The 20,229-nt window shown below is 36.7% G+C and carries 21 protein-coding genes and 1 other annotated feature; of the genes, 14 read left to right on the top strand and 7 right to left on the bottom strand.

Features of this window, described 5'->3' with window-relative positions:
- The first annotated feature begins 3 nt into the window (after positions 1 to 3).
- The 5 genes from argB (at position 4) to RTP99_RS09815 (ending at position 3,884) form a co-directional block, all read left to right on the top strand.
- A complete protein-coding gene (argB, locus tag RTP99_RS09835) occupies positions 4 to 771 on the top strand; it encodes an acetylglutamate kinase (RefSeq protein ID WP_001286773.1) in 768 nt (255 codons plus the stop codon).
- Positions 768 to 1,928, top strand: coding sequence for an acetylornithine transaminase (argD, locus tag RTP99_RS09830; RefSeq protein WP_000200518.1), 1,161 nt, complete (start codon positions 768 to 770; stop codon positions 1,926 to 1,928). Before argB ends, argD begins: the two co-directional genes overlap by 4 nt.
- Positions 1,929 to 1,940: 12 nt before the next feature.
- Complete coding sequence (argF, locus tag RTP99_RS09825) at positions 1,941 to 2,891, top strand: ornithine carbamoyltransferase (RefSeq protein WP_000108857.1); 951 nt, start codon at positions 1,941 to 1,943, stop codon at positions 2,889 to 2,891.
- A gap of 176 nt (positions 2,892 to 3,067) precedes the next feature.
- Positions 3,068 to 3,628: a DUF2062 domain-containing protein gene (locus RTP99_RS09820; protein WP_011040649.1), complete on the top strand. Its 561-nt coding sequence runs from the start codon at positions 3,068 to 3,070 to the stop codon at positions 3,626 to 3,628.
- Positions 3,629 to 3,686: 58 nt separating this feature from the next.
- Positions 3,687 to 3,884, top strand: coding sequence for a hypothetical protein (locus RTP99_RS09815; protein ID WP_041184699.1), 198 nt, complete (start codon positions 3,687 to 3,689; stop codon positions 3,882 to 3,884).
- A gap of 24 nt (positions 3,885 to 3,908) precedes the next feature.
- Here the strand turns inward: RTP99_RS09815 and RTP99_RS09810 are convergent, their stop codons facing one another.
- Positions 3,909 to 4,355 carry a MarR family winged helix-turn-helix transcriptional regulator gene (locus RTP99_RS09810; protein ID WP_000445817.1) on the bottom strand — a complete coding sequence of 149 codons (447 nt, stop codon included), beginning with the start codon at positions 4,353 to 4,355 and terminating at the stop codon, positions 3,909 to 3,911.
- A gap of 72 nt (positions 4,356 to 4,427) precedes the next feature.
- On the bottom strand, positions 4,428 to 5,207 hold the full coding sequence (locus RTP99_RS09805) for a GDSL-type esterase/lipase family protein (RefSeq protein WP_000755837.1): 780 nt from the start codon (positions 5,205 to 5,207) through the stop codon (positions 4,428 to 4,430).
- A gap of 356 nt (positions 5,208 to 5,563) precedes the next feature.
- Between RTP99_RS09805 and cpdB the strand changes: the two genes are divergently transcribed.
- Complete coding sequence (gene cpdB / locus RTP99_RS09800; protein ID WP_000748610.1) at positions 5,564 to 7,903, top strand: bifunctional 2',3'-cyclic-nucleotide 2'-phosphodiesterase/3'-nucleotidase; 2,340 nt, start codon at positions 5,564 to 5,566, stop codon at positions 7,901 to 7,903.
- Positions 7,904 to 7,952: 49 nt separating this feature from the next.
- Here the strand turns inward: cpdB and nhaC are convergent, their stop codons facing one another.
- Positions 7,953 to 9,326 (bottom strand): Na+/H+ antiporter NhaC, encoded by a 1,374-nt coding sequence (gene nhaC, locus RTP99_RS09795; RefSeq protein ID WP_000253747.1) that lies wholly within the window; start codon positions 9,324 to 9,326, stop codon positions 7,953 to 7,955.
- A 277-nt stretch (positions 9,327 to 9,603) separates the two neighbouring features.
- Positions 9,604 to 9,824, bottom strand: a binding site (T-box leader).
- Between the two features lie 141 nt (positions 9,825 to 9,965).
- On the opposite strand from nhaC, the gene RTP99_RS09790 reads away from it, so the two are divergent.
- The 8 genes from RTP99_RS09790 (at position 9,966) to RTP99_RS09755 (ending at position 16,726) form a co-directional block, all read left to right on the top strand.
- On the top strand, positions 9,966 to 10,322 hold the full coding sequence (locus RTP99_RS09790) for a hypothetical protein (protein WP_041184782.1): 357 nt from the start codon (positions 9,966 to 9,968) through the stop codon (positions 10,320 to 10,322).
- Between the two features lie 122 nt (positions 10,323 to 10,444).
- Positions 10,445 to 11,833, top strand: a complete 1,389-nt coding sequence (gene bioA / locus RTP99_RS09785) for an adenosylmethionine--8-amino-7-oxononanoate transaminase (RefSeq protein ID WP_000144318.1) — start codon at positions 10,445 to 10,447, stop codon at positions 11,831 to 11,833.
- Positions 11,833 to 12,561 carry an ATP-dependent dethiobiotin synthetase BioD gene (gene bioD, locus RTP99_RS09780; RefSeq protein WP_000012494.1) on the top strand — a complete coding sequence of 243 codons (729 nt, stop codon included), beginning with the start codon at positions 11,833 to 11,835 and terminating at the stop codon, positions 12,559 to 12,561. The genes bioA and bioD overlap by 1 nt, the downstream gene beginning before the upstream one ends.
- Complete coding sequence (bioF, locus tag RTP99_RS09775; protein WP_001077311.1) at positions 12,527 to 13,714, top strand: 8-amino-7-oxononanoate synthase; 1,188 nt, start codon at positions 12,527 to 12,529, stop codon at positions 13,712 to 13,714. Before bioD ends, bioF begins: the two co-directional genes overlap by 35 nt.
- Positions 13,711 to 14,451 (top strand): alpha/beta fold hydrolase, encoded by a 741-nt coding sequence (locus RTP99_RS09770; protein ID WP_000661267.1) that lies wholly within the window; start codon positions 13,711 to 13,713, stop codon positions 14,449 to 14,451. The genes bioF and RTP99_RS09770 overlap by 4 nt, the downstream gene beginning before the upstream one ends.
- The gene (gene bioC, locus RTP99_RS09765; protein WP_000608937.1) at positions 14,417 to 15,226 is read left to right on the top strand and encodes a malonyl-ACP O-methyltransferase BioC; all 810 of its coding nucleotides are present in this window, start codon (positions 14,417 to 14,419) and stop codon (positions 15,224 to 15,226) included. Before RTP99_RS09770 ends, bioC begins: the two co-directional genes overlap by 35 nt.
- A 1-nt stretch (position 15,227) precedes the next feature.
- Entirely contained in the window at positions 15,228 to 16,226 is a 999-nt protein-coding gene (bioB, locus tag RTP99_RS09760; protein WP_000815867.1) for a biotin synthase, read from the top strand.
- A 179-nt stretch (positions 16,227 to 16,405) separates the two neighbouring features.
- Positions 16,406 to 16,726 carry a hypothetical protein gene (locus RTP99_RS09755; protein WP_000549778.1) on the top strand — a complete coding sequence of 107 codons (321 nt, stop codon included), beginning with the start codon at positions 16,406 to 16,408 and terminating at the stop codon, positions 16,724 to 16,726.
- Positions 16,727 to 16,756: 30 nt separating this feature from the next.
- Here the strand turns inward: RTP99_RS09755 and ribH are convergent, their stop codons facing one another.
- Genes ribH through ribD form a run of 4 tightly spaced genes read right to left on the bottom strand, consistent with a single transcriptional unit; the run spans position 16,757 to position 20,181 of the window.
- Entirely contained in the window at positions 16,757 to 17,218 is a 462-nt protein-coding gene (gene ribH / locus RTP99_RS09750; protein WP_000230889.1) for a 6,7-dimethyl-8-ribityllumazine synthase, read from the bottom strand.
- Between the two features lie 18 nt (positions 17,219 to 17,236).
- Positions 17,237 to 18,430, bottom strand: coding sequence for a bifunctional 3,4-dihydroxy-2-butanone 4-phosphate synthase/GTP cyclohydrolase II (gene ribBA, locus RTP99_RS09745; protein ID WP_000468998.1), 1,194 nt, complete (start codon positions 18,428 to 18,430; stop codon positions 17,237 to 17,239).
- Positions 18,431 to 18,442: 12 nt separating this feature from the next.
- Positions 18,443 to 19,087 carry a riboflavin synthase subunit alpha gene (gene ribE, locus RTP99_RS09740; RefSeq protein WP_000493918.1) on the bottom strand — a complete coding sequence of 215 codons (645 nt, stop codon included), beginning with the start codon at positions 19,085 to 19,087 and terminating at the stop codon, positions 18,443 to 18,445.
- On the bottom strand, positions 19,069 to 20,181 hold the full coding sequence (gene ribD / locus RTP99_RS09735; RefSeq protein ID WP_000131996.1) for a bifunctional diaminohydroxyphosphoribosylaminopyrimidine deaminase/5-amino-6-(5-phosphoribosylamino)uracil reductase RibD: 1,113 nt from the start codon (positions 20,179 to 20,181) through the stop codon (positions 19,069 to 19,071). Before ribD ends, ribE begins: the two co-directional genes overlap by 19 nt.
- Between the last annotated feature and the right edge of the window lie 48 nt (positions 20,182 to 20,229).

Raw genomic sequence — 20,229 nt, 5'->3', positions numbered from 1 at the left:
AAGATGAGCGATTATATTGTAGTGAAATGCGGCGGTAGTATGTTGGATCAATTACATGATGTGTTTTTTGATTGTATAAAGAAATTGCAACAGAAGTATAAAGTAGTGATTGTCCATGGCGGTGGCCCAGAAATTGATGCCAAATTAAAAGATTGTAACATCAACGTAGAAAAAAAAGATGGATTACGGGTAACACCAAAAGAAGTTATGGATATTGTTCAAATGGTGCTATGCGGAAGTACGAATAAAAAACTTGTAATGAATTTACAAAAGCATAATTTACGTGCGGTAGGTTGCTCAGGGTGTGATGGCAAGTTACTTCAAGTTCAACCTGTCAGTGAGGAGATAGGATATGTGGGAGAAGTAAGGTATGTCGAAACGGCCTTACTAAAAGGATTAATAAATATGAATTATATTCCTGTTATTGCTCCGGTCGGCATAAATGATAATGAGATTTATAACATAAATGCGGATACCGCCGCAGCTGGAATTGCGGCTGCATTATCTGCAAAAGAGCTCATTTTTATTACAGATGTAGATGGGGTATTACATGAAGGAAAGTTACTAAAGAAAACGGATGAATTTGAAATTGTGAATTTAATAGAAAAAGGAGTTATTACCGGTGGGATGATTCCGAAAGTACAGGCAGCACTAGCATCATTAAAAATGGGAGTGCAAAAGGTTAGTATCGTAAATGGGACGAAGGATTTTACCGAGGTTACAGGTGAGTGTATCGGAACGACGGTAACGAGGGGTGTGAGTATTGCATGACAAGTCATCTTTTTCAAACGTATGGAAGAAGAAAGAGTGAGTTTGTAAAGGGAAAAGGAACGAAAGTTATTGATCATAACGGTAAGCAATATTTAGATTTTACATCGGGAATTGGCGTATGTAATTTAGGGCATTGTCACCCTACTGTTATGAAAGCTGTACAAGAGCAACTGCATGAAATATGGCATATATCTAACCTGTTTACAAACAGCTTACAAGAAGAAGTCGCGTCATTATTAACAGAAAATATAGCATTAGATTATGCGTTTTTCTGTAATAGCGGGGCAGAGGCGAATGAAGCAGCTTTGAAGTTAGCCCGTAAGCATACTGGAAAATCTCTCGTCGTAACGTGTGAGCAGTCTTTTCACGGTAGAACATTTGGAACGATGAGTGCGACGGGGCAAAATAAAGTGAAAGAAGGATTTGGTCCGCTCCTTCCATCTTTTTTACATACGCCTTTTAACGATATAAAGGCATTAGAGGAAGTAATGAATGAAGAAGTTGCGGCAGTAATGATAGAAGTTGTTCAAGGAGAGGGAGGAGTCATACTTGCTGATCTATCTTTTTTGAAAGCGATTGAAGCATTATGTAAGAAGTTTGGGTCCTTATTTATTATAGACGAAGTCCAAACAGGGATCGGAAGAACAGGGACATTATTTGCTTACGAACAAATGGGAATAAAACCTGATATCGTTACCGTCGCAAAGGCACTTGGAAACGGGATTCCTGTCGGAGCAATGATTGGTAGGAAAGAACTTGGAACATCGTTTACTGCAGGATCACATGGTTCAACGTTTGGCGGGAATTATGTTGCAATGGCTGCAGCGAAAGAAGTATTGCAAGTAAGTAAAAGACCATCGTTTTTAAAAGAAGTAAAGGAAAAGGGCGATTACGTATTACAGAAGTTGCAAGAGGAATTACGACATGTCGAATGTATTCAAAATATACGTGGTAAGGGGCTTATGGTTGGGATTGAGTGTAAGCATGAAGTTGCAAGTTTTATAGAACAACTAGAAGAAGAAGGACTTCTCGTATTACAAGCAGGACCTACTGTTATAAGACTATTACCGCCACTTATTGTAACGAATGAAGAACTAGAACAGGCAGTATATATGATAAAAAAAGTAGTTTGTACAAAAAACGTATCAATTATATAAGGGGGAATTTTCATGTCAACTGTACAAGTACCGAAATTAAATACGAAAGACCTTTTAACACTAGAAGAATTAACGAAAGAAGAAATTATTTCTTTAATTGAGTTCGCAATATATTTAAAAAAGAATAAGCAAGAGCCTTTACTGCAAGGCAAAATATTAGGGCTTATCTTTGATAAACATTCAACTCGTACTCGCGTATCTTTTGAAGCAGGAATGGTACAGCTCGGGGGACACGGTATGTTTTTAAGTGGAAAAGAGATGCAAATGGGAAGAGGAGAAACCGTTTCAGATACTGCGAAAGTATTATCGCAGTATATTGACGGGATCATGATACGTACATTCTCACACGCGGATGTAGAAGAGCTTGCAAAAGAATCGAGCATTCCTGTTATTAACGGTTTAACTGACGATCATCATCCTTGTCAAGCATTGGCAGACTTAATGACAATATATGAAGAAATAAATACATTTAAAGGAATAAAATTGGCTTACGTCGGTGACGGAAATAATGTATGTCATTCATTGTTGTTAGCGAGTGCAAAAGTCGGAATGCACATGACTGTTGCAACGCCTATAGGATATGAACCGAATGAGAAGATTGTAAAAAAAGCGTTAGCGATTGCTGAAGAAACAGGAGCTGAAATTGAAATTTTGCATAATCCTGAATTAGCGGTGAGTGAAGCAGATTTCATTTATACTGACGTTTGGATGAGCATGGGGCAAGAGGGAGAAGAAGAGAAATATACTTTATTTCAACCATACCAAATTAATAAAGAACTTGTTAAGCATGCGAAGCAAACGTATCGTTTCTTACACTGTTTACCTGCCCATCGTGAAGAAGAAGTAACAGGCGAAATTATAGATGGACCAAAATCTATCGTATTTGAGCAAGCCGGTAATCGATTGCATGCGCAAAAAGCATTATTAGTAAGTTTATTTAAAAATGTAGAAGAGCTTTCCTAAAGGATGTACACCTTCAGTTGTTAGATGTAAATAACTGGAGGTGTGCTTTTTTATATTGAAATGTCGTATGTATATTTGGTTAACCATCTTTATATCATTTATAATAAAAAGAGTAAACTAAATTTGTTTTTCATATCATGTAAGGACATACTAGATAAAAAAATATAGTTAAAGAGATGATGAATTTGAAAACAACTAAGAAAACATATTCGTTTTTTCAGCGGATGTGGAGAATATTAAAGTTTCAATATTATAAGTTGCTTCGATCACCAGAAGGAGCGAAGAAAGTATCGTTAGGTTTTGCGATTGGTTTTGGTTTAGAGATGTTGGTTATATATACAGCATCGCTCGTCTATTTAATATTTTATCCAATCGTCAGGTTAGCAAAGGGATCTTTTCCTGCTGCGGTGATTGGCAATATTATCGGGAAAATATCATTTTTACCGGTATTTTTATTTCCATTTGCTTATGCGTTAGGAAAAATGATTTATCCATTTCATGTGAAAAAAATACATCATGAACCCTTTACGATATCTGACTTGTTTTCGAGTCATATTTTTACGATATTAAAGGGGTTATTACAAAGTGAAGTGTATGTATTAATTGGAATGACGATTTTAGGAGTTGTGTTTGGGGTAATTTCATATTTTGTTGTGCATTATTTGTATGAAAAGAACCGTAAGTTACGTTTGAAGAATAGAAAGAAAAAAGTGAGAGAACCACTTGTACAAATATAAAGAATGGCACATTCATTTTCTCCTTTGAATATGTTTAAGAAAAAGGGGGAGAGAATGAATGTATTATTACTATGTACCTCAAGTATACTCATATACAAATTATTATCCAGTAAATGATATGAGGCAGCAAGTTGGAGTGTATCAACAGCAACAATTTCAGCAAATACCACAACAACAGCCTACGCAAGAACATAAACCGTATTTAACGACATGGCCATATTCAAATGTATATTATGGTAATTATTACGAATCATAAAGCTGCTTCTATTTAGAAGCAGCTTTATGCGTTTGTTTTCAAAATTAAATTTTGAATGGTTTGAAGAGAGTGAATGAGTTTTTCACGTTCTTCCTCAGATAACGTTTGGAAATTTTCTTTTAATTTGTCTAAAATGAATTGTTGATACTGATTTACTAACAATTTCCCTTCAGCTGTCAGGGAAATTAAAATGACCCGTCGATCTTTTTCGCTATAATGACGCTCTATTAGTTCTTCTTGGATCAGTTTGTTTAATAGAGGTGTCATGTTAGGCCGTGAAATCGCTAGCCGCTTGCCGATTTCGGAAACTGCTAATGTGCCATTTTCATGCAGAAGCAGTAATACTTGTGTATGTGATGGCGGCATATGTCTTTGAGAAGAAAATTCTCCAGGAAGCATAAATTTGCGATAAAAAAGAGGCACTAGCGAAAGAAGATGATCAACAATACGTTCCCACTCGCGTGATTCCATATAAAGGCCCCCTTCCACTCTCATTGTAACAAAAAAGACATGTTATAAAAATAGAATTGTTTCATATGAATTTTAATATTTGTAGGCCAACACTTTTTTTGTAAAGGAATCGGCAATAATCGAATAGCCTTTATCGTTAGGGTGTACTTGGTCAAAGAGTAATTCTTTCTTATCATTTGATATTAATTTGCGAATTGGTAAAACGATAGATGGTTGATTTGCTTTTGCAATGGAATAAACAGATTCATTCCAGCCATCTAAAAACATATCTGCATAACTTGCGATGGAGTCATCGAGTTGTAACGGGTTATAGAGTTCAGAAAGAATGAGTAAAGCATCCGGATTTTGATCTCGGACTGTCTTTACAATATTTTTTACATCCGCTTCAAAATGAGCTTTTTCTTTATTTAACATTTTAATACCGTCTATAACACCGACATCACGATTTAAGCGAAACAAATTATTTCCCCCAATATTAATTGTAATAATATTGGCTGCTCTAATTTTTTGCTTTACATCTTCTGATTCAACCTTTTTAGCGAGACGATCTGTTGTAAGACCGTTTATCCCAAGGTTTTCTACAGTAATTGGTTTATGAATTTGTGCTTCTATTTGTTTAGAGGCTAATTCAGCAAATCCACCTTGTGTCGATCCATATCCTTTGGCGAGCGAATCACCTAGTACGAGATGATAGAAGGAATCGTTTGTTTGCTTATCAATCCAACTTGGAGTAGATGTTTTTTCTGTTTTTTCTTCGGGTTCATTTTGTTTTGTCTCATCGTTCTTTTCAAAATAAGAATAAGAAATGATTAGAAGGAGGAGACAAACAATTGTTAAGATGACTTTTTTCATAAATTCATCCTCCTTGTAATTGGTAATTGTATCATATTCAGCAGTATTAACAATGTAAGGGCATATTATATGTTTATGAAAAGTTTACAATAACTTTACAGAAAATTTGTAGAAGTATGTCAAAAAATATTGACGATATGAAAGTACATTATATATGATAATGTCAGATAAGGTGAAATTTTAATTAGTAGGGCTTTATTTCCCGATGAGTAAAATCTCACCAATCGAGCGTTTAAGAGGACTACTCATTAGCGCAGGATGAAATGAAAATCTTATCTCCAATAGAAGAAAAAAGGTATGTAATTAGAGACGGATTCATTTCATTATTTTTGGTAATTGTATAAGGGGGATTTTTTGTGAAAAAGTCAAAAAAAATGCTAGCTGGAGCAACTCTTGCTATTGGTGTTATAGCGCCGCAAGTATTGCCAGCAACAGCTCATGCGGATGAGCAAACTGGGGAGAGTACGGTTAACTTACGAATTCTAGAAACATCAGATATTCACGTTAACTTAATGAATTACGATTATTATCAAACGAAAACCGATAATAAAGTAGGTCTCGTACAAACTGCAACACTTGTGAATAAAGCGCGTGAAGAAGCGAAGAATTCTGTCCTATTTGATGATGGAGATGCATTACAAGGGACACCGCTTGGAGATTATGTAGCGAATAAAATAAATGATCCGAAGAAGCCTGTGGATCCTAGTTATACGCACCCATTATATCGTTTAATGAATTTAATGAAGTATGACGTCATCTCTCTTGGGAATCATGAATTTAACTACGGTTTAGATTATTTAAACAAAGTAATTAGTAAAACAGAATTCCCGGTTATTAACTCGAACGTCTATAAAGATGATAAAGATAATAATGAAGAGAATGATCAAAATTACTTTAAACCATATCATGTTTTTGAAAAAGAAGTAGAAGATGAATCAGGTCAAAAACAAAAAGTGAAAATTGGCGTAATGGGATTTGTTCCACCTCAAGTTATGAACTGGGATAAAGCAAATCTAGAAGGAAAAGTGAAAGCAAAAGATATAGTTGAAACAGCGAAAAAAATGGTGCCAAAAATGAAAGCAGAAGGTGCTGATGTTATCGTTGCACTAGCGCATTCAGGTGTTGATAAGAGTGGATACAACGTTGGCATGGAAAACGCATCGTATTATTTAACAGAAGTTCCTGGTGTAGATGCAGTATTAATGGGACATTCACATACGGAAGTGAAGGACGTATTTAATGGTGTTCCAGTTGTAATGCCTGGTGTCTTTGGAAGTAACTTAGGTATTATTGATATGCAATTGAAAAAAGTAAATGGAAAATGGGAAGTACAAAAAGAGCAATCGAAGCCGCAACTTCGTCCGATTGCTGATAGTAAAGGAAACCCACTCGTACAATCTGATCAACATTTAGTTAATGAAATTAAAGATGATCATCAAGCGACAATTGATTATGTGAATACTGCTGTAGGAAAAACGACAGCGCCAATTAATAGTTATTTCTCATTAGTACAGGATGATCCTTCTGTACAACTTGTGACAAATGCACAAAAATGGTATGTAGAAGAGGAATTTAAAAAACCAGAGTACGAAAAATATAAAGGAATTCCAGTTTTATCTGCGGGTGCACCATTTAAAGCAGGTGGCCGAAACGGTGCTACATATTATACGGACATTCCAGCTGGAACGTTAGCGATTAAAAACGTGGCAGATTTATATGTATATCCAAATACGTTATATGCTGTAAAAGTAAATGGGGCACAAGTGAAAGAATGGCTTGAAATGTCTGCAGGTCAGTTTAATCAAATTGATCCAAAGAAAACAGAAGAACAGCCGTTAGTAAATATAGGTTATCCTACATATAACTTCGATATTTTAGATGGCTTAAAATACGAAATTGATGTAACACAACCGGCGAAATACGATAAAGATGGAAAAGTTGTAAATGCAAATACGAACCGTATTGTAAATATGACATATGAAGGGAAGCCAGTAGCTGACAATCAAGAATTCATCGTCGCTACAAATAACTATCGCGGAAGCAGCCAAACGTTCCCGGGTGTAAGCAAAGGGGAGGTTGTATACCAATCACAAGATGAAACGCGTCAAATCATTGTGAAGTATATGCAAGAAACGCCAGTTATTGATCCAGCAGCAGATAAAAATTGGACGTTTAAACCGATTGTTGCCGATAAATTACATACAACATTCGATTCTTCACCAAATGCACAAAAGTATATAAAGAAAGATGGAAAAATATCATATGTTGGACCATCTGAAAATGAATTTGCTAAATATGCAATTGATATAACGAAGAAGAACGATGATGATAAAGAAACTGGTGGAGAGAATCCAACAACACCGCCAACAGGTGAAGGAAATAATGGAGAAAATCCAACGACACCACCAACAAGTGAAGGAAATAATGGAGAAAATCCAACAACACCACCAACAGGTGAAGGAAATAATGGAGAAAATCCAACGACACCACCAACAGATGAAGGTAATAATACAGGATCTGGACAAACTACAACGGATAATCAAAACGCAAAAGAAACAACAACTGTAAGTGAAAAGAAAGAAGAACGTGATTTACCGAAAACAGGTACAAGTGTTGTTTCTACAATTGGAGCAGGTTTGGCGTTTGTTGGAGCAGGATTCCTTCTGTTATTTAGAAGAAAGAAAGCAAATAGATAGTGGAGAAATATAAAAAGGATTACCGATTCAGGTAATCCTTTTTAATATATTATGAAAGTGTTACAGCTTTTTCCTTCTTCCATGAAAGGCCAAATCCAGTAAAGCCGACGATGATTGTTACAACTGGACAAGCTAAGCAGAAGATTGCGAATGGAACGTAATCAAAAGTTGGAACGCCAAGGACGTTCGATAAGAACACGCCACTTACTCCCCATGGTACGAGCGGGTTAATAACTGTACCTGCATCTTCTAATACACGTGATAAATTACGACGTTCTAAACCGACTTCATCATATTTATTAGCGAATGCTTGTCCTGTTAAAACGATAGATAAGTACTGCTCACCAAGTAAGAAGTTCACACCGATTGCAGTTGAAGCAGTAGAAATAATTAAGCGTGTGCTAGTTTTTACGAAGCTAGAGATGATATTCATTAGCTGCGTAATAATACCCATTCCTTGTAATAATCCTCCCATACAAAGAGCTAGGAAAATAAGAGCGATTGACATCATCATACTTTGCAGGCCACCGCGAGATAATAAGCTATCAATATCTTTCATACCAGTTTTAGAAACGTAACCGTCTTGCATAATTTTCATTAAATCAGTTAAAGAAGTACTAGGTTTAAATATAAAGAGGATAATGATCCCTACTATAATTCCAGCAAGTAATGTTGGAACTGCTGGAACTTTTTTAAATGCGAATAGGAACAGTAATAAAATTGGAATAAGTGTAAAGATAGAAATCGTTGCATTTTTCTCTAATGCGCTAATGAAGTTTGTGAAGTCAACGTCTCCACTAGTACCGCTTCCTAAAATGAAAAATGCGATAAAAGCAATAATGAAAGCTGGAACTGTTGTCCAAAGCATGTTACGAATATGCTCAAATAAATCTACACCCGTTACAGCTGGCGCTAGGTTTGTTGTATCAGATAAAGGAGACATTTTATCCCCAAAGAATGCACCAGAAATAATTGCACCAGCGATTAGAGCAGGATCGTATCCGAGAGCACTACCCATGCCCATAAAGGCAAGTCCTACAGTTGCGGCAGTTGTAAAGGCACTACCGATACTTGTTCCAACAATTGCACAAACAACAAAAACAGTTGGAATGAAAATTTTTGGAGATACAAGCTGGAAGCCGTATACCATTAAAGTTGGAATTGTTCCAGCAGCGATCCAAACACTAATTAATACGCCTACAAGTAAGAATATAAAAATAGATGGAATACCAGCTGAAATACTACTTATCATTCCTTTTTCCATCGTAGACCAATCAATTTTTTTCATAAATCCAAATGCTAATAAAAGAACGATACCAAATAAAATTGGGATGTGTGGTGAAACTTCTAATTTGATAACACTAAAGCCAATGCAGAAAAAGATAAATACTGTTAAAAGAACAGATTCAATTTTTGAAACCATTGTTTTCCCCTCCTAAGTAATCTAAAATAGCTCTTTTTTATATAAAATTCGCCAATATTGTTTATTTCCTTCTAAATTTTAGAATTTTGTGACAAATTACCGGTAATTGTTGTTTCTTTAATATGATACGGAAATGATTGGATAAAAAAACGTCCCTGCATATAATTATGCAGGGACGAAGAAATCGCGGTACCACCCTAGCTTGTGAAATGAATGTATCACAAAATAAAGGGTTGTATGATATGCGCTAATAAAATAAAAACGCCCCTGCAACATATGCAGGGACGAAAAATTCGCGGTACCACCCTAAATTGTGAAACAGTGTCGTTTCACCACTCTTTAGATATAACGGTCTATAACCGTCTTTCACTACTCCTTACGTTTCGCAAAAGAAGCTCCAGGGGGTAATTCATAATTCGCTCTGTACTGGTTCACACCGACCACCAGCTCTCTGAAAGCAGAAATCGAAATACTACTAAATCCTATCAATGCCGATTCATATGATGTTAGTTAAATTTTTATCATATATTCGTCTCACATGTCAATAAAAATATTCAATGATTTTTTAGGGAAATAAAGGAGAACGATTTTAATCCTGGGAAAATGTGCGTTATAATGAATTTGAAAGGGGAGGAAAGAGTGAAGAAAAAAATAATTCTTTTTACCACTTTACTAGTCATTGGCGGAAGTGCTGGCATTTACACAGCTTTTGCAGCTGAATCAGAGCAGGCGAAGCAAAAGCAAATACAGCAGTTAGAAGTGAAGAAAGCGAAAGAAGCTGAAGAGAAGAAGTCGATGGAAAAAGCAGCTGATAAACTAGGGGTTTCTATGGAAGGAAAAACAAAAGAAGAGGTTGCGAAAGAAGTAAATACCGCAAGATTTGAGAAGCGCCATGATCTATTGATTGAACATGCAAAACAACTTGGAATTGAAACAGAAGGAAAAAAAGATGAAGAGATTATTTTAGAAATCGGAAAGATACAACATGGAAAGTAGAACAACTTATCGTATGATAAGTTGTTCTTTTTTAAGAACTACTTGATTTAAAAATAATTGACAGTCATTTAGTTTTAATGTTAACTATATTTATAAACTAGTTAACATTAGGGGTGACAATTGTGACTTTTAGTAAGAGTACGACTGACAAACCATCATATACATATGAAGAGTTATCGGAGAAAAATAAGGCCTATGTATGGCATCCGTTTACACAAATGAAGGATTATTTAGAAGAAGATCCTGTCATTATTGAACGGGGAGAGGGAAGAAAGCTATACGATGTAAATGGAAATGAATATTGGGACGGTGTTTCGTCTATTTGGTTAAATGTTCATGGACATCAAGTGCCAGAACTAGATGAGGCAATTCGTGAGCAATTAAATAAAATTTCCCATTCTACTATGTTAGGGCTTGCTAACGTTCCATCTATTTTATTAGCCGAAAAAATAATTGAAGTTGTACCAGAAGGTTTGAAGAAAGTGTTTTATTCAGACTCCGGTTCTAGCGCTGTTGAAATTGCAATTAAGATGGCCTTTCAATATTGGCAGCATAAAGGAAAACCGAAGAAACAAAGATTTGTTACATTAAAAGAAGCGTATCATGGTGACACAATTGGAGCTGTTTCAGTGGGAGCAATAGACTTGTTTCACCAAGTGTATAGTTCGCTTTTATTCGAAGCGATTAAAATGCCTTATCCATATACATATCGTTCTCCTTATGGAAATAATAAGGAGGAAATTGTAAAAAAGCATTTAGAAGAAATGGAAGAGCTGCTGAAAGATAAACATGAAGAGATTGCGGCGATTATTGTAGAACCTTTAATGCAAGGTGCTGGCGGTATGATTACAATGCCAAAAGGATACTTAAAAGGGCTACGTAATTTATGTACAAAATATAATGTTCTATTTATTACAGACGAGGTAGCGACTGGATTTGGGCGTACCGGGAAAATGTTTGCATGTGAACATGAAAATGTAACGCCGGACATTTTAACAGCCGGAAAAGGTTTAACGGGCGGATATTTACCAGTTGCAATTACTGTAACGACAGATGAAATTTATAATGCCTTTTTAGGAGGCTATGAAGAACAAAAAACATTTTTCCACGGACATAGTTATACAGGGAATCCGTTAGGGTGTGCGGTAGCAATTGCGAATCTAGAACTATATGAAAAAACAAATTTAATAGAAGAGGTGGCACGTAAAACAGAATATGTGGCGACGCAATTAGAAGACCTCTTTGCATATAAACATGTAGGGGATATTCGTCAATGTGGGTTAATGGTTGGAATTGAACTTGTGAAGAATAAGGAAACGAAAGAAGCGTTTGAATGGACAGAGAGAGTCGGTGTTCAAGTATGTAAACGCTCAAGGGAGCTGGGTATGATTTTGCGCCCGCTCGGTAATACGATTGTATTTATGCCCCCTCTTGCTTCTACAATTGATGAGATTGATGATATGTTACGTATTTTGTATAAAGCAATCTCGGATGTTACGGAGGGAGAATAATGAGCGGTTTTTTTATAACAGCAACGGATACTGAAGTGGGGAAAACTGTTGTCGCCGGTGCATTAGCAGGTGTATTTAGAGAACTGGGATATAACATCGGGGTATATAAACCATTGCAAAGTGGACATGTTGCATCAAATCCAGAGGGAGATGCAGCAAGGCTAAAAGCATTATCAGGTGTACCGACAAAAGAAGAGGAAATTTGCCCTTACTCTATTGAAGAGCCGCTTGCCCCGAGACTTGCCATGAAAAGAGCTGGAAGGACAGTAACGTTAAAAGACATTATTCATCACTATAATGAACGATTGAAAGATTTTAATAGTCTACTTGTAGAAGGAGCAGGTGGATTAGCTGTTCCATATACAGAGGACGCTTTAGTAATTGATTTCGCAAAAGAATTACAACTTCCACTTATTGTAGTAGCACGCCCTACATTAGGAACAGTAAATCATACAGTTTTAACGATCGCTTATGCAAAGGCATATGGTTTAACAGTAGCAGGTGTCATTTTATCTGGCTGCAAAGAATGCGAAATGGAAAGAGTGCAAGAAAATAAAGAAATGATTGAAGAGCTAAGTGGGGTACCAGTTTTAGGTTTATTACCATTCTTTGCAGGTGAGTTTACAAAAGAAGAAGTCTTGGAATCTGCTAAAGAATATATAATGATTTCAAAATTAGAGGAGCTTATCCGAAATGAATCAAACGTGGCGCACACATCTTCAATCTAAATTGCAACAATTACATGAGCGAGGGCAGTATCGTAATTTGCATGTAACAGAACAAGCAGAAGAGACATGGCTTATTCGAGATGAGAAAAGGATGCTAAATTTAGCGTCAAATAATTATTTAGGGTTAGCTGGAGATGAAAGGTTAAAAGAAGCTGCTATCGCATGTACAAGAAAATATGGAACTGGGGCGACAGCATCAAGGCTCGTGGTAGGGAACTATTCACTGTATGAAGAGGTTGAGAGAAGTATATGCGATTGGAAAGGCACTGAAAAAGCCTTAGTTGTGAATAGTGGATATACCGCAAATATTGGAGTGATCTCTTCATTAGTGAGTCGTCACGATATTGTGTTTAGTGACAAATTAAATCACGCAAGCATTGTTGATGGAATTATATTAAGTGGGGCAGAGCATAAAAGGTATCGTCATAATGATTTGGATCATTTAGAGAAGTTATTGAAAACAGCGTCACCTGAACAGCGGAAATTAATCGTAACAGATACTGTTTTTAGTATGGATGGTGATACTGCGTATGTAAGGGAGTTAGTAGAGCTGAAAGAGAAATACGGGGCAATTCTTATAGTTGATGAAGCACATGCGAGTGGAATATATGGAAGTGGCGGAGCTGGATTATCTCATATAGAAGAAGATCTTGCTCAAAAAATAGATATACATATGGGGACGTTTAGTAAGGCTTTAGGGTGTTATGGTGCGTATTTGACAGGCGATGCAATTTATATAGAGTATTTACACAATATGATGAGAAGTTTTATTTTTACTACTGCATTACCGCCAGGAACGTTAGGAGCGGTACAAAAAGCAATTGAAATTGTAAAAGAAGATAATGAAAGAAGAGAGAGACTTATAGAGAATGGAGCATATTTCAGAAACCATTTACGAGAAGCTGGTTTTGATATTGGAAATAGCTCAACTCACATTGTACCGATCGTAGTCGGTTCAAATGAAACAGCTTTACGGTTTAGTAAAAGGTTGCAACAGGTAGGGATTGCTGCAATTGCAATTCGTCCACCAACGGTTCCAGTTAATAGTTCACGGGTCCGTTTTGCAGTTACGTCCCAACATACAATAGCTGATTTGCAATGGGCTATTCACCATATTATACGCATTGGTAAAGAAGAGGGGTTTTTCGTATGAAAGAGCTAAAGATTATTTTTATTCCTGGGTGGGGAATGGAAGAAGGTGTTTGGACTTTAGTTCTGCCGTATTTTAAAGAGTATTCTGTTCAATGTATCAATTGGCGTAATGTGAAAGAACAAAGTGAATTCGCAGGGCGAATAATAGATGTAGCAAAGGATGAAAATGTCATTTTAGTTGGATGGTCACTAGGGGCGTTAGCGGCAGTTCAAGCACATAAAAAGATTCAGACAAAAGGTATTGTACTAATTGGTGGTACTCCCAAATTTACAAATACGAGCGACTATACGAGTGGATGGAATGCTTTGCATGTAGAGCGGCTAAAAAAGAATGTGGCGAGAAAGAAAGAAGATACGCTCAAGCGGTTTTATGAAAATATGTTTACAAAAGATGAGCTGAAAGAGAATACGAGTTTTGAAGAGATTGCGCTGAATTTTAAAGGAGACTCGATTCAGTCATTACAATTAGGCTTAGATTATTTAATAGAAACAGATATGAGAAACGAATTAATAGATGTCAAAGTCCCGTTGTTACTTCTTCATGGAGAACAGGATGTGATATGTCCATTATCTGCAGCTCATAGTATGACAGAGAATGCGAATGCTAAGTTAAAAGTAGTAAGTGAGGCTGGACATGCATTATGCGTAACGAATTTCGAATATTGCGCAAATGAAATCATTCAATTTGTAGAGGGGATACGACATGATCAACAAAACGTTACTACAAAAACGATTTAACGTGGCAGCTGTATCCTACGATCAATATGCAAATGTACAAAAAAAGATGGCGCATTCATTACTTTCTACATTGAATCGGCGATATAGTACAAATTCATCGATACGTATTTTAGAACTTGGATGCGGGACAGGATATGTTACAGAGCAATTATCAAACTTATTTCCGAAAGCACAAATTACAGCTATTGATTTTGCTGAAAGTATGATTGCAGTTGCGAAAACTAGACAAAATGTAAACAATGTAACATTTTATTGTGAGGATATTGAAAGATTACGACTAGAAGAAACGTATGATGTCATTATTTCAAATGCCACATTTCAATGGCTAAATGATTTAAAACAAGTGATAACAAATTTATTTCGTCATTTATCTATAGAGGGGATATTACTCTTTTCAACGTTTGGACAGGAAACATTTCAAGAATTGCATGCTTCGTTCCAGCGGGCGAAAGAAGAAAAAAATATACAAAATGAAACATCGATTGGGCAGCGTTTTTATTCGAAAAATCAGTTGCGCCATATATGTGAGATAGAAACAGGGGATGTACATGTTTCTGAAACGTGTTACATAGAGAGATTTACAGAAGTTAGGGAGTTTCTACATTCTATTCGTAAAGTAGGAGCGACCAATAGTAATGAAGAATCATATTGTCAAAGTCCCTCACTCTTTCGTGCGATGCTTCGCATATACGAAAGAGACTTCACGGGAAATGAAGGGATAATGGCAACGTATCATGCTTTATTTGTGCATATAACAAAAGAGGGGAAGAGATGAAATGAAACAAGTACAAACAAAAAGGGATTGGAAAAAACTTGCATACGACGTAGTAGAAGAGAAAGTGATTACGAAAGAAGATGCAATAGCGATATTAGAGGCTGACGATACAGAGATTTTAGAAATTATGAATGCTGCGTATATCATTCGCCATCATCACTTTGGTAAGAAAGTAAAATTAAATATGATTATTAATACGAAGTCTGGATTATGCCCTGAAGATTGCGGATATTGTTCACAGTCTATTATTTCAGAAGCACCGATTGATAAATATGCATGGCTAACGCAGGAAAAGATTGTAGAAGGAGCACACGAAGCAATTCGCCGTAAAGCGGGTACGTATTGTATTGTGGCATCTGGTCGTCGTCCGACTGATAAAGAGGTGAATCACGTAATTGGAGCAGTTAAAGAGATTCGTGAAACGACAGATTTAAAGATTTGTTGTTGTTTAGGTTTCTTAAACGAAGATCAAGCAGGACGTTTAGCGGAAGCGGGTGTACACCGTTATAACCACAACTTAAATACACATGTGAATAATTACGAAAGCATTTGCTCCACTCATACGTATGACGATCGTGTTGATACAGTCCAAAAAGCGAAACAAGCGGGTATTTCACCATGTTCAGGAGCGATCTTTGGAATGGGAGAGACAATAGAAGAGCGTGCTGAAATTGCATTCGAATTACAACGTATAGATGCCGATTCCATTCCATGTAATTTCCTTGTTGCTGTGAAGGGTACGCCGCTTGAAGGACAAAAGGAGTTAACACCAGTAGAATGTTTAAAAGTGCTGGCGATGATGCGGTTTGTAAACCCAACGAAGGAAATTCGCATTTCAGGAGGGCGTGAAATTAATTTACGTTCTGTACAGCCAATCGGTTTATTTGCAGCAAACTCTATTTTTGTTGGAGACTACTTAACAACAGCTGGACAAGAACCGACTGCAGACTGGGGTATGATTGAAGATTTAGGATTTGAGATTGAGGAATGTGCATTATAAGATACAAAAAAGCAAACTTGTAAAAGAGTTTGCTTTTTTGTAAATAAAATGTAATAAATAATTGTGAACGCTTGATACTATTGGCTTTTGAGCGAAAAAAAGAATTTTGGTGGACGAATTTTCCAAGCCCCAATTGTACATAGTAAATATGTAATTTACATTGGGTTGGAGGATTTTACATGCACAAATATATATTAGCGATTATGACTTGTCTCATTTTACTAAAAGCAATAAGTGCTGATCCAGTTAAGGCCGCCGAAAATCCTGAACAAAAAGAGATGCAACAACGAATTGAACAACATTTTCGAACGAAAGCTGAACATTTTGGATTGAAAACAGAAGGGAAAGATTTAAAGGAAGTACGAAAAGAAATTACTATTATAGAAGAAGCGAAGAAAAGAGAGAATGTATGGAGAACAGCACAAACGCTTCGTATACAAACAGAAGGAAAAACAATGGATGAATTAATAAAAGATGTACGGAAAAAAGTGAAGAAATAAAAAAGAGGCCGCAGCCTCTTTTTTATTTTTTTATGCCCATTGTTTTGATAAGTGAGCCATTTCAATTGCAGCAACGGCGGATTCATAGCCTTTATTACCAGCTTTCGTGCCTGCGCGTTCAATCGCTTGCTCAATTGTTTCAGTCGTTAATACACCGAAAATAACTGGGATGTCTGTTTGTAGTGATAAAGATGCAACACCTTTTGCTACTTCATTACAAACGTAATCGTAATGTGTTGTAGCACCACGAATGACAGTGCCTAACGTAATAACAGCATCATATTTCCCGCTATTCGCCATCTTTTTAGCGATTAAAGGAATTTCAAATGCACCAGGAACCCAAGCAACATCGATATCAGCTTCTTCTACACCGTGACGCTTTAATCCGTCTAAAGCACCACCAAGTAACTTACTTGTAATAAATTCATTAAAACGTCCAACAACAACTCCAACTTTTAATCCTGTACCAACTAAATGACCTTCGAATACCATAATAAATCTCTCCCTTAATTATAAGTTTAGTAAATGTCCTAATTTGTTTACTTTCGTTTGTAAATACGTTTTATTCTCTTCTTTTGCTGGCATTTGTAACGGTACACGCTCGATTACTTCTAAATCGTAACCTTGTAAGCCAGCAATTTTTCGAGGATTATTCGTTAATAACCGTAAATGTTGTAAACCTAAATCTTTTAATATTTGAGCGCCAATACCGTAATCACGCAGATCAGCAGGGAAGCCAAGCTTTTCGTTTGCTTCTACAGTATCGAAGCCTTCTTCTTGTAACTTATAAGCGCGAAGCTTATTAAGAAGCCCAATGCCTCGTCCTTCTTGTCTCATATAAAGAAGAACGCCCTTTCCTTCACGCTCAATTTGAGCAAGTGCAGCATGGAGTTGTGGTCCGCAATCGCAGCGGCACGAGCCAAATACATCTCCTGTTAAGCACTCTGAATGAACGCGTACAAGTACAGGCTCTCCTGTTGAAATATCACCTTTTACGAGTGCAATATGTTCTTTCGTATCTAATGAATTAGAATAGCCAATTGCATGGAAAGTACCGAAATCTGTAGGTAATGTAATTTCCACTTCACGCGTCACTAATGTTTCATGGTGGCGGCGATAAGCAATTAAATCTTCTATTGTAATCATTTTTATATCAAATTGTTTTGCGCACTGTAGTAAATCAGGTACGCGTGCCATCGTACCGTCCTCATTAATAATTTCGCAAATGACGCCAGCTGGTTCTGCTCCGCAAAGCTGTGCTAAATCGACAGCAGCTTCTGTATGACCAGCACGGCGCAGGACACCACCTTCTTTCGCAATTAATGGAAAGATATGTCCAGGACGATTGAAATCAGCACCTTTTGATGCAGGATTTAACATTTCTCGTATCGTAGTTGCACGTTCGTGGGCACTAATCCCAGTTGTTGTAGAAACATGATCAATGCTCACTGTAAATGCAGTATGATGCGAATCTGTATTATGAGCTACCATTGGTTCTAATTGTAGACGTTCTGCGTATCCTTCTGTAATTGGTACACAAACGAGGCCGCGCCCATGTGTAATCATAAAGTTAATTGTTTCTGGCGTAATATACTCTGCTAAAGCGATAAAGTCGCCTTCATTTTCGCGGTTTTCATCATCACATACGATCACGACTTTTCCTTGTTTTAAATCTTCTAGAGCTTCTTCAATACGATGAAACATAATGCTTCCCCCTTATAGAAATCCGTTTTCTTGTAAAAAGCTTTCTGTCATTGAACCTGTTCGTTTTACTGGTTTAGAAATAAAGCGTTCGATATATTTACCAATCATGTCACACTCAATATTTACGATGTCACCGGCATTTTTTTCTCCGATAACAGATTCACTTACTGTGTGCGGGATGAGTGAAATGGTAATGGAAGATTCGTCTATATCAAATATTGTTAAACTCGTTCCATCAACAGCAACGGACCCTTTATGCAAACAATAGCGTAGCAATTCATCAGAAATAGCTATTTTGTAATAGACGGCATTATAGTGTTGTTTTTTGTTTAATATCGTTCCGATGCCATCGATATGTCCTGAAACGAAATGTCCACCGAATCGTCCGTTTGCAGCCATTGCACGCTCTAAATTTACTTTGCATTGCGGTTTAAGCATGCGAAGTGATGTTGATTGCATCGTTTCAGGCATTGCGTCTACTGTGAATGAAGTTGTTGTGAAACTCGTTACAGTCAAGCAAATACCGTTCACCGCGATGCTATCACCTAAGTGAACATCTGATAAAATTTTATTGGCATGAATCGTTAACTTCATCGCTTCGCCGCTTTGTTGCATGTTTGCAATCGTTCCTAATTCTTCTACAATTCCTGTAAACATTCCGTCACCTCACTTCGGGCATGCGCAACAATTTTTATATCATCGCCAATTTGTTTCATCTCTTGAATTTCCAAGGAAAGTGCATCTTGTAATGTTGAAAAACCATTGCCGCCAAATAAAGTAGGGGCATTTTTTCCACCAATTAATTTTGGACTTATATAAGTTACAATTTCATTGAAATACTTTGTTTGTAAGAAACTTGCATGAACTGTTTGACCACCTTCGACGAAAAGAGAAAGAATTTGTTTTTCGCCGAGTAGGTGTAAAACATCCTGTATTTCAATCTGTTTCGTTTTCATTTGGAATATAGCTATATTTTCAGATTCATAAGAAGCTATTTTCTTTTTATCTACACCATTACCGACAAAAATCCATGTCGGTGCTAAACCATCTGTTATGACATGAGAAGATGGTGGCGTTCGTAAATGGGTATCTAAAATAACGCGTATAGGATTTTGTCCCCCGTTAGGAATTCTTGTTGTTAAATGCGGATTATCAGCTATAACTGTATTCACTCCAACGAGAATCGCATCATGTGTATGGCGGTATTGGTGAACATCAGCTCGTGATTCTTCACCTGTAATCCACTTACTTTCACCGGTTACGGTTGCTGTTTTTCCATCCAAGCTCATTGCTGTTTTTATTGTTACAAATGGACGTTTCGTTTTCATGTAGTGAAAAAAGTAGCGATTTAATAAAATTGCTTCTGCTTCAAGAACACCAGTCGTTACTTCGATGCCAGCTTCTTCTAATTTCCTTTTTCCATTGCCAGAAACGAGCGGATTACAATCAAGAGTAGCAATTACAACCCGTTTGACTCCTTTTTTGATGAGCAATTCACAGCAAGGTGGTGTTTTTCCAAAATGGCTACAAGGTTCAAGTGTTACATAAACGGTAGCTCCTTTTGCTTTTTCGCCAGCCATATGAAGAGCATAGACTTCTGCGTGTTCTTCACCAGCACGCAAATGAGCTCCCATACCGACGATGTTTCCATCTTTTACAACAACAGCACCAACCATAGGATTTGGACTTGTTTGTCCGGATGTTCCTTCTGCTAACTGCAGGGCAATCCTCATATATTCTTGATCTGTCATTCTCTTCACCTCTCCTGAAAAAATCAAAAAACCCCAAGGATTTTATAT

The organism is Bacillus sp. (in: firmicutes) (assembly GCF_031983925.1).
Taxonomy (GTDB): Bacteria; Bacillota; Bacilli; order Bacillales; family Bacillaceae_G; genus Bacillus_A; species Bacillus_A pacificus.
The sequence above is the reverse complement of the archived record's forward strand: the minus strand, read 5'-3'. Positions and strand labels throughout refer to the sequence as shown.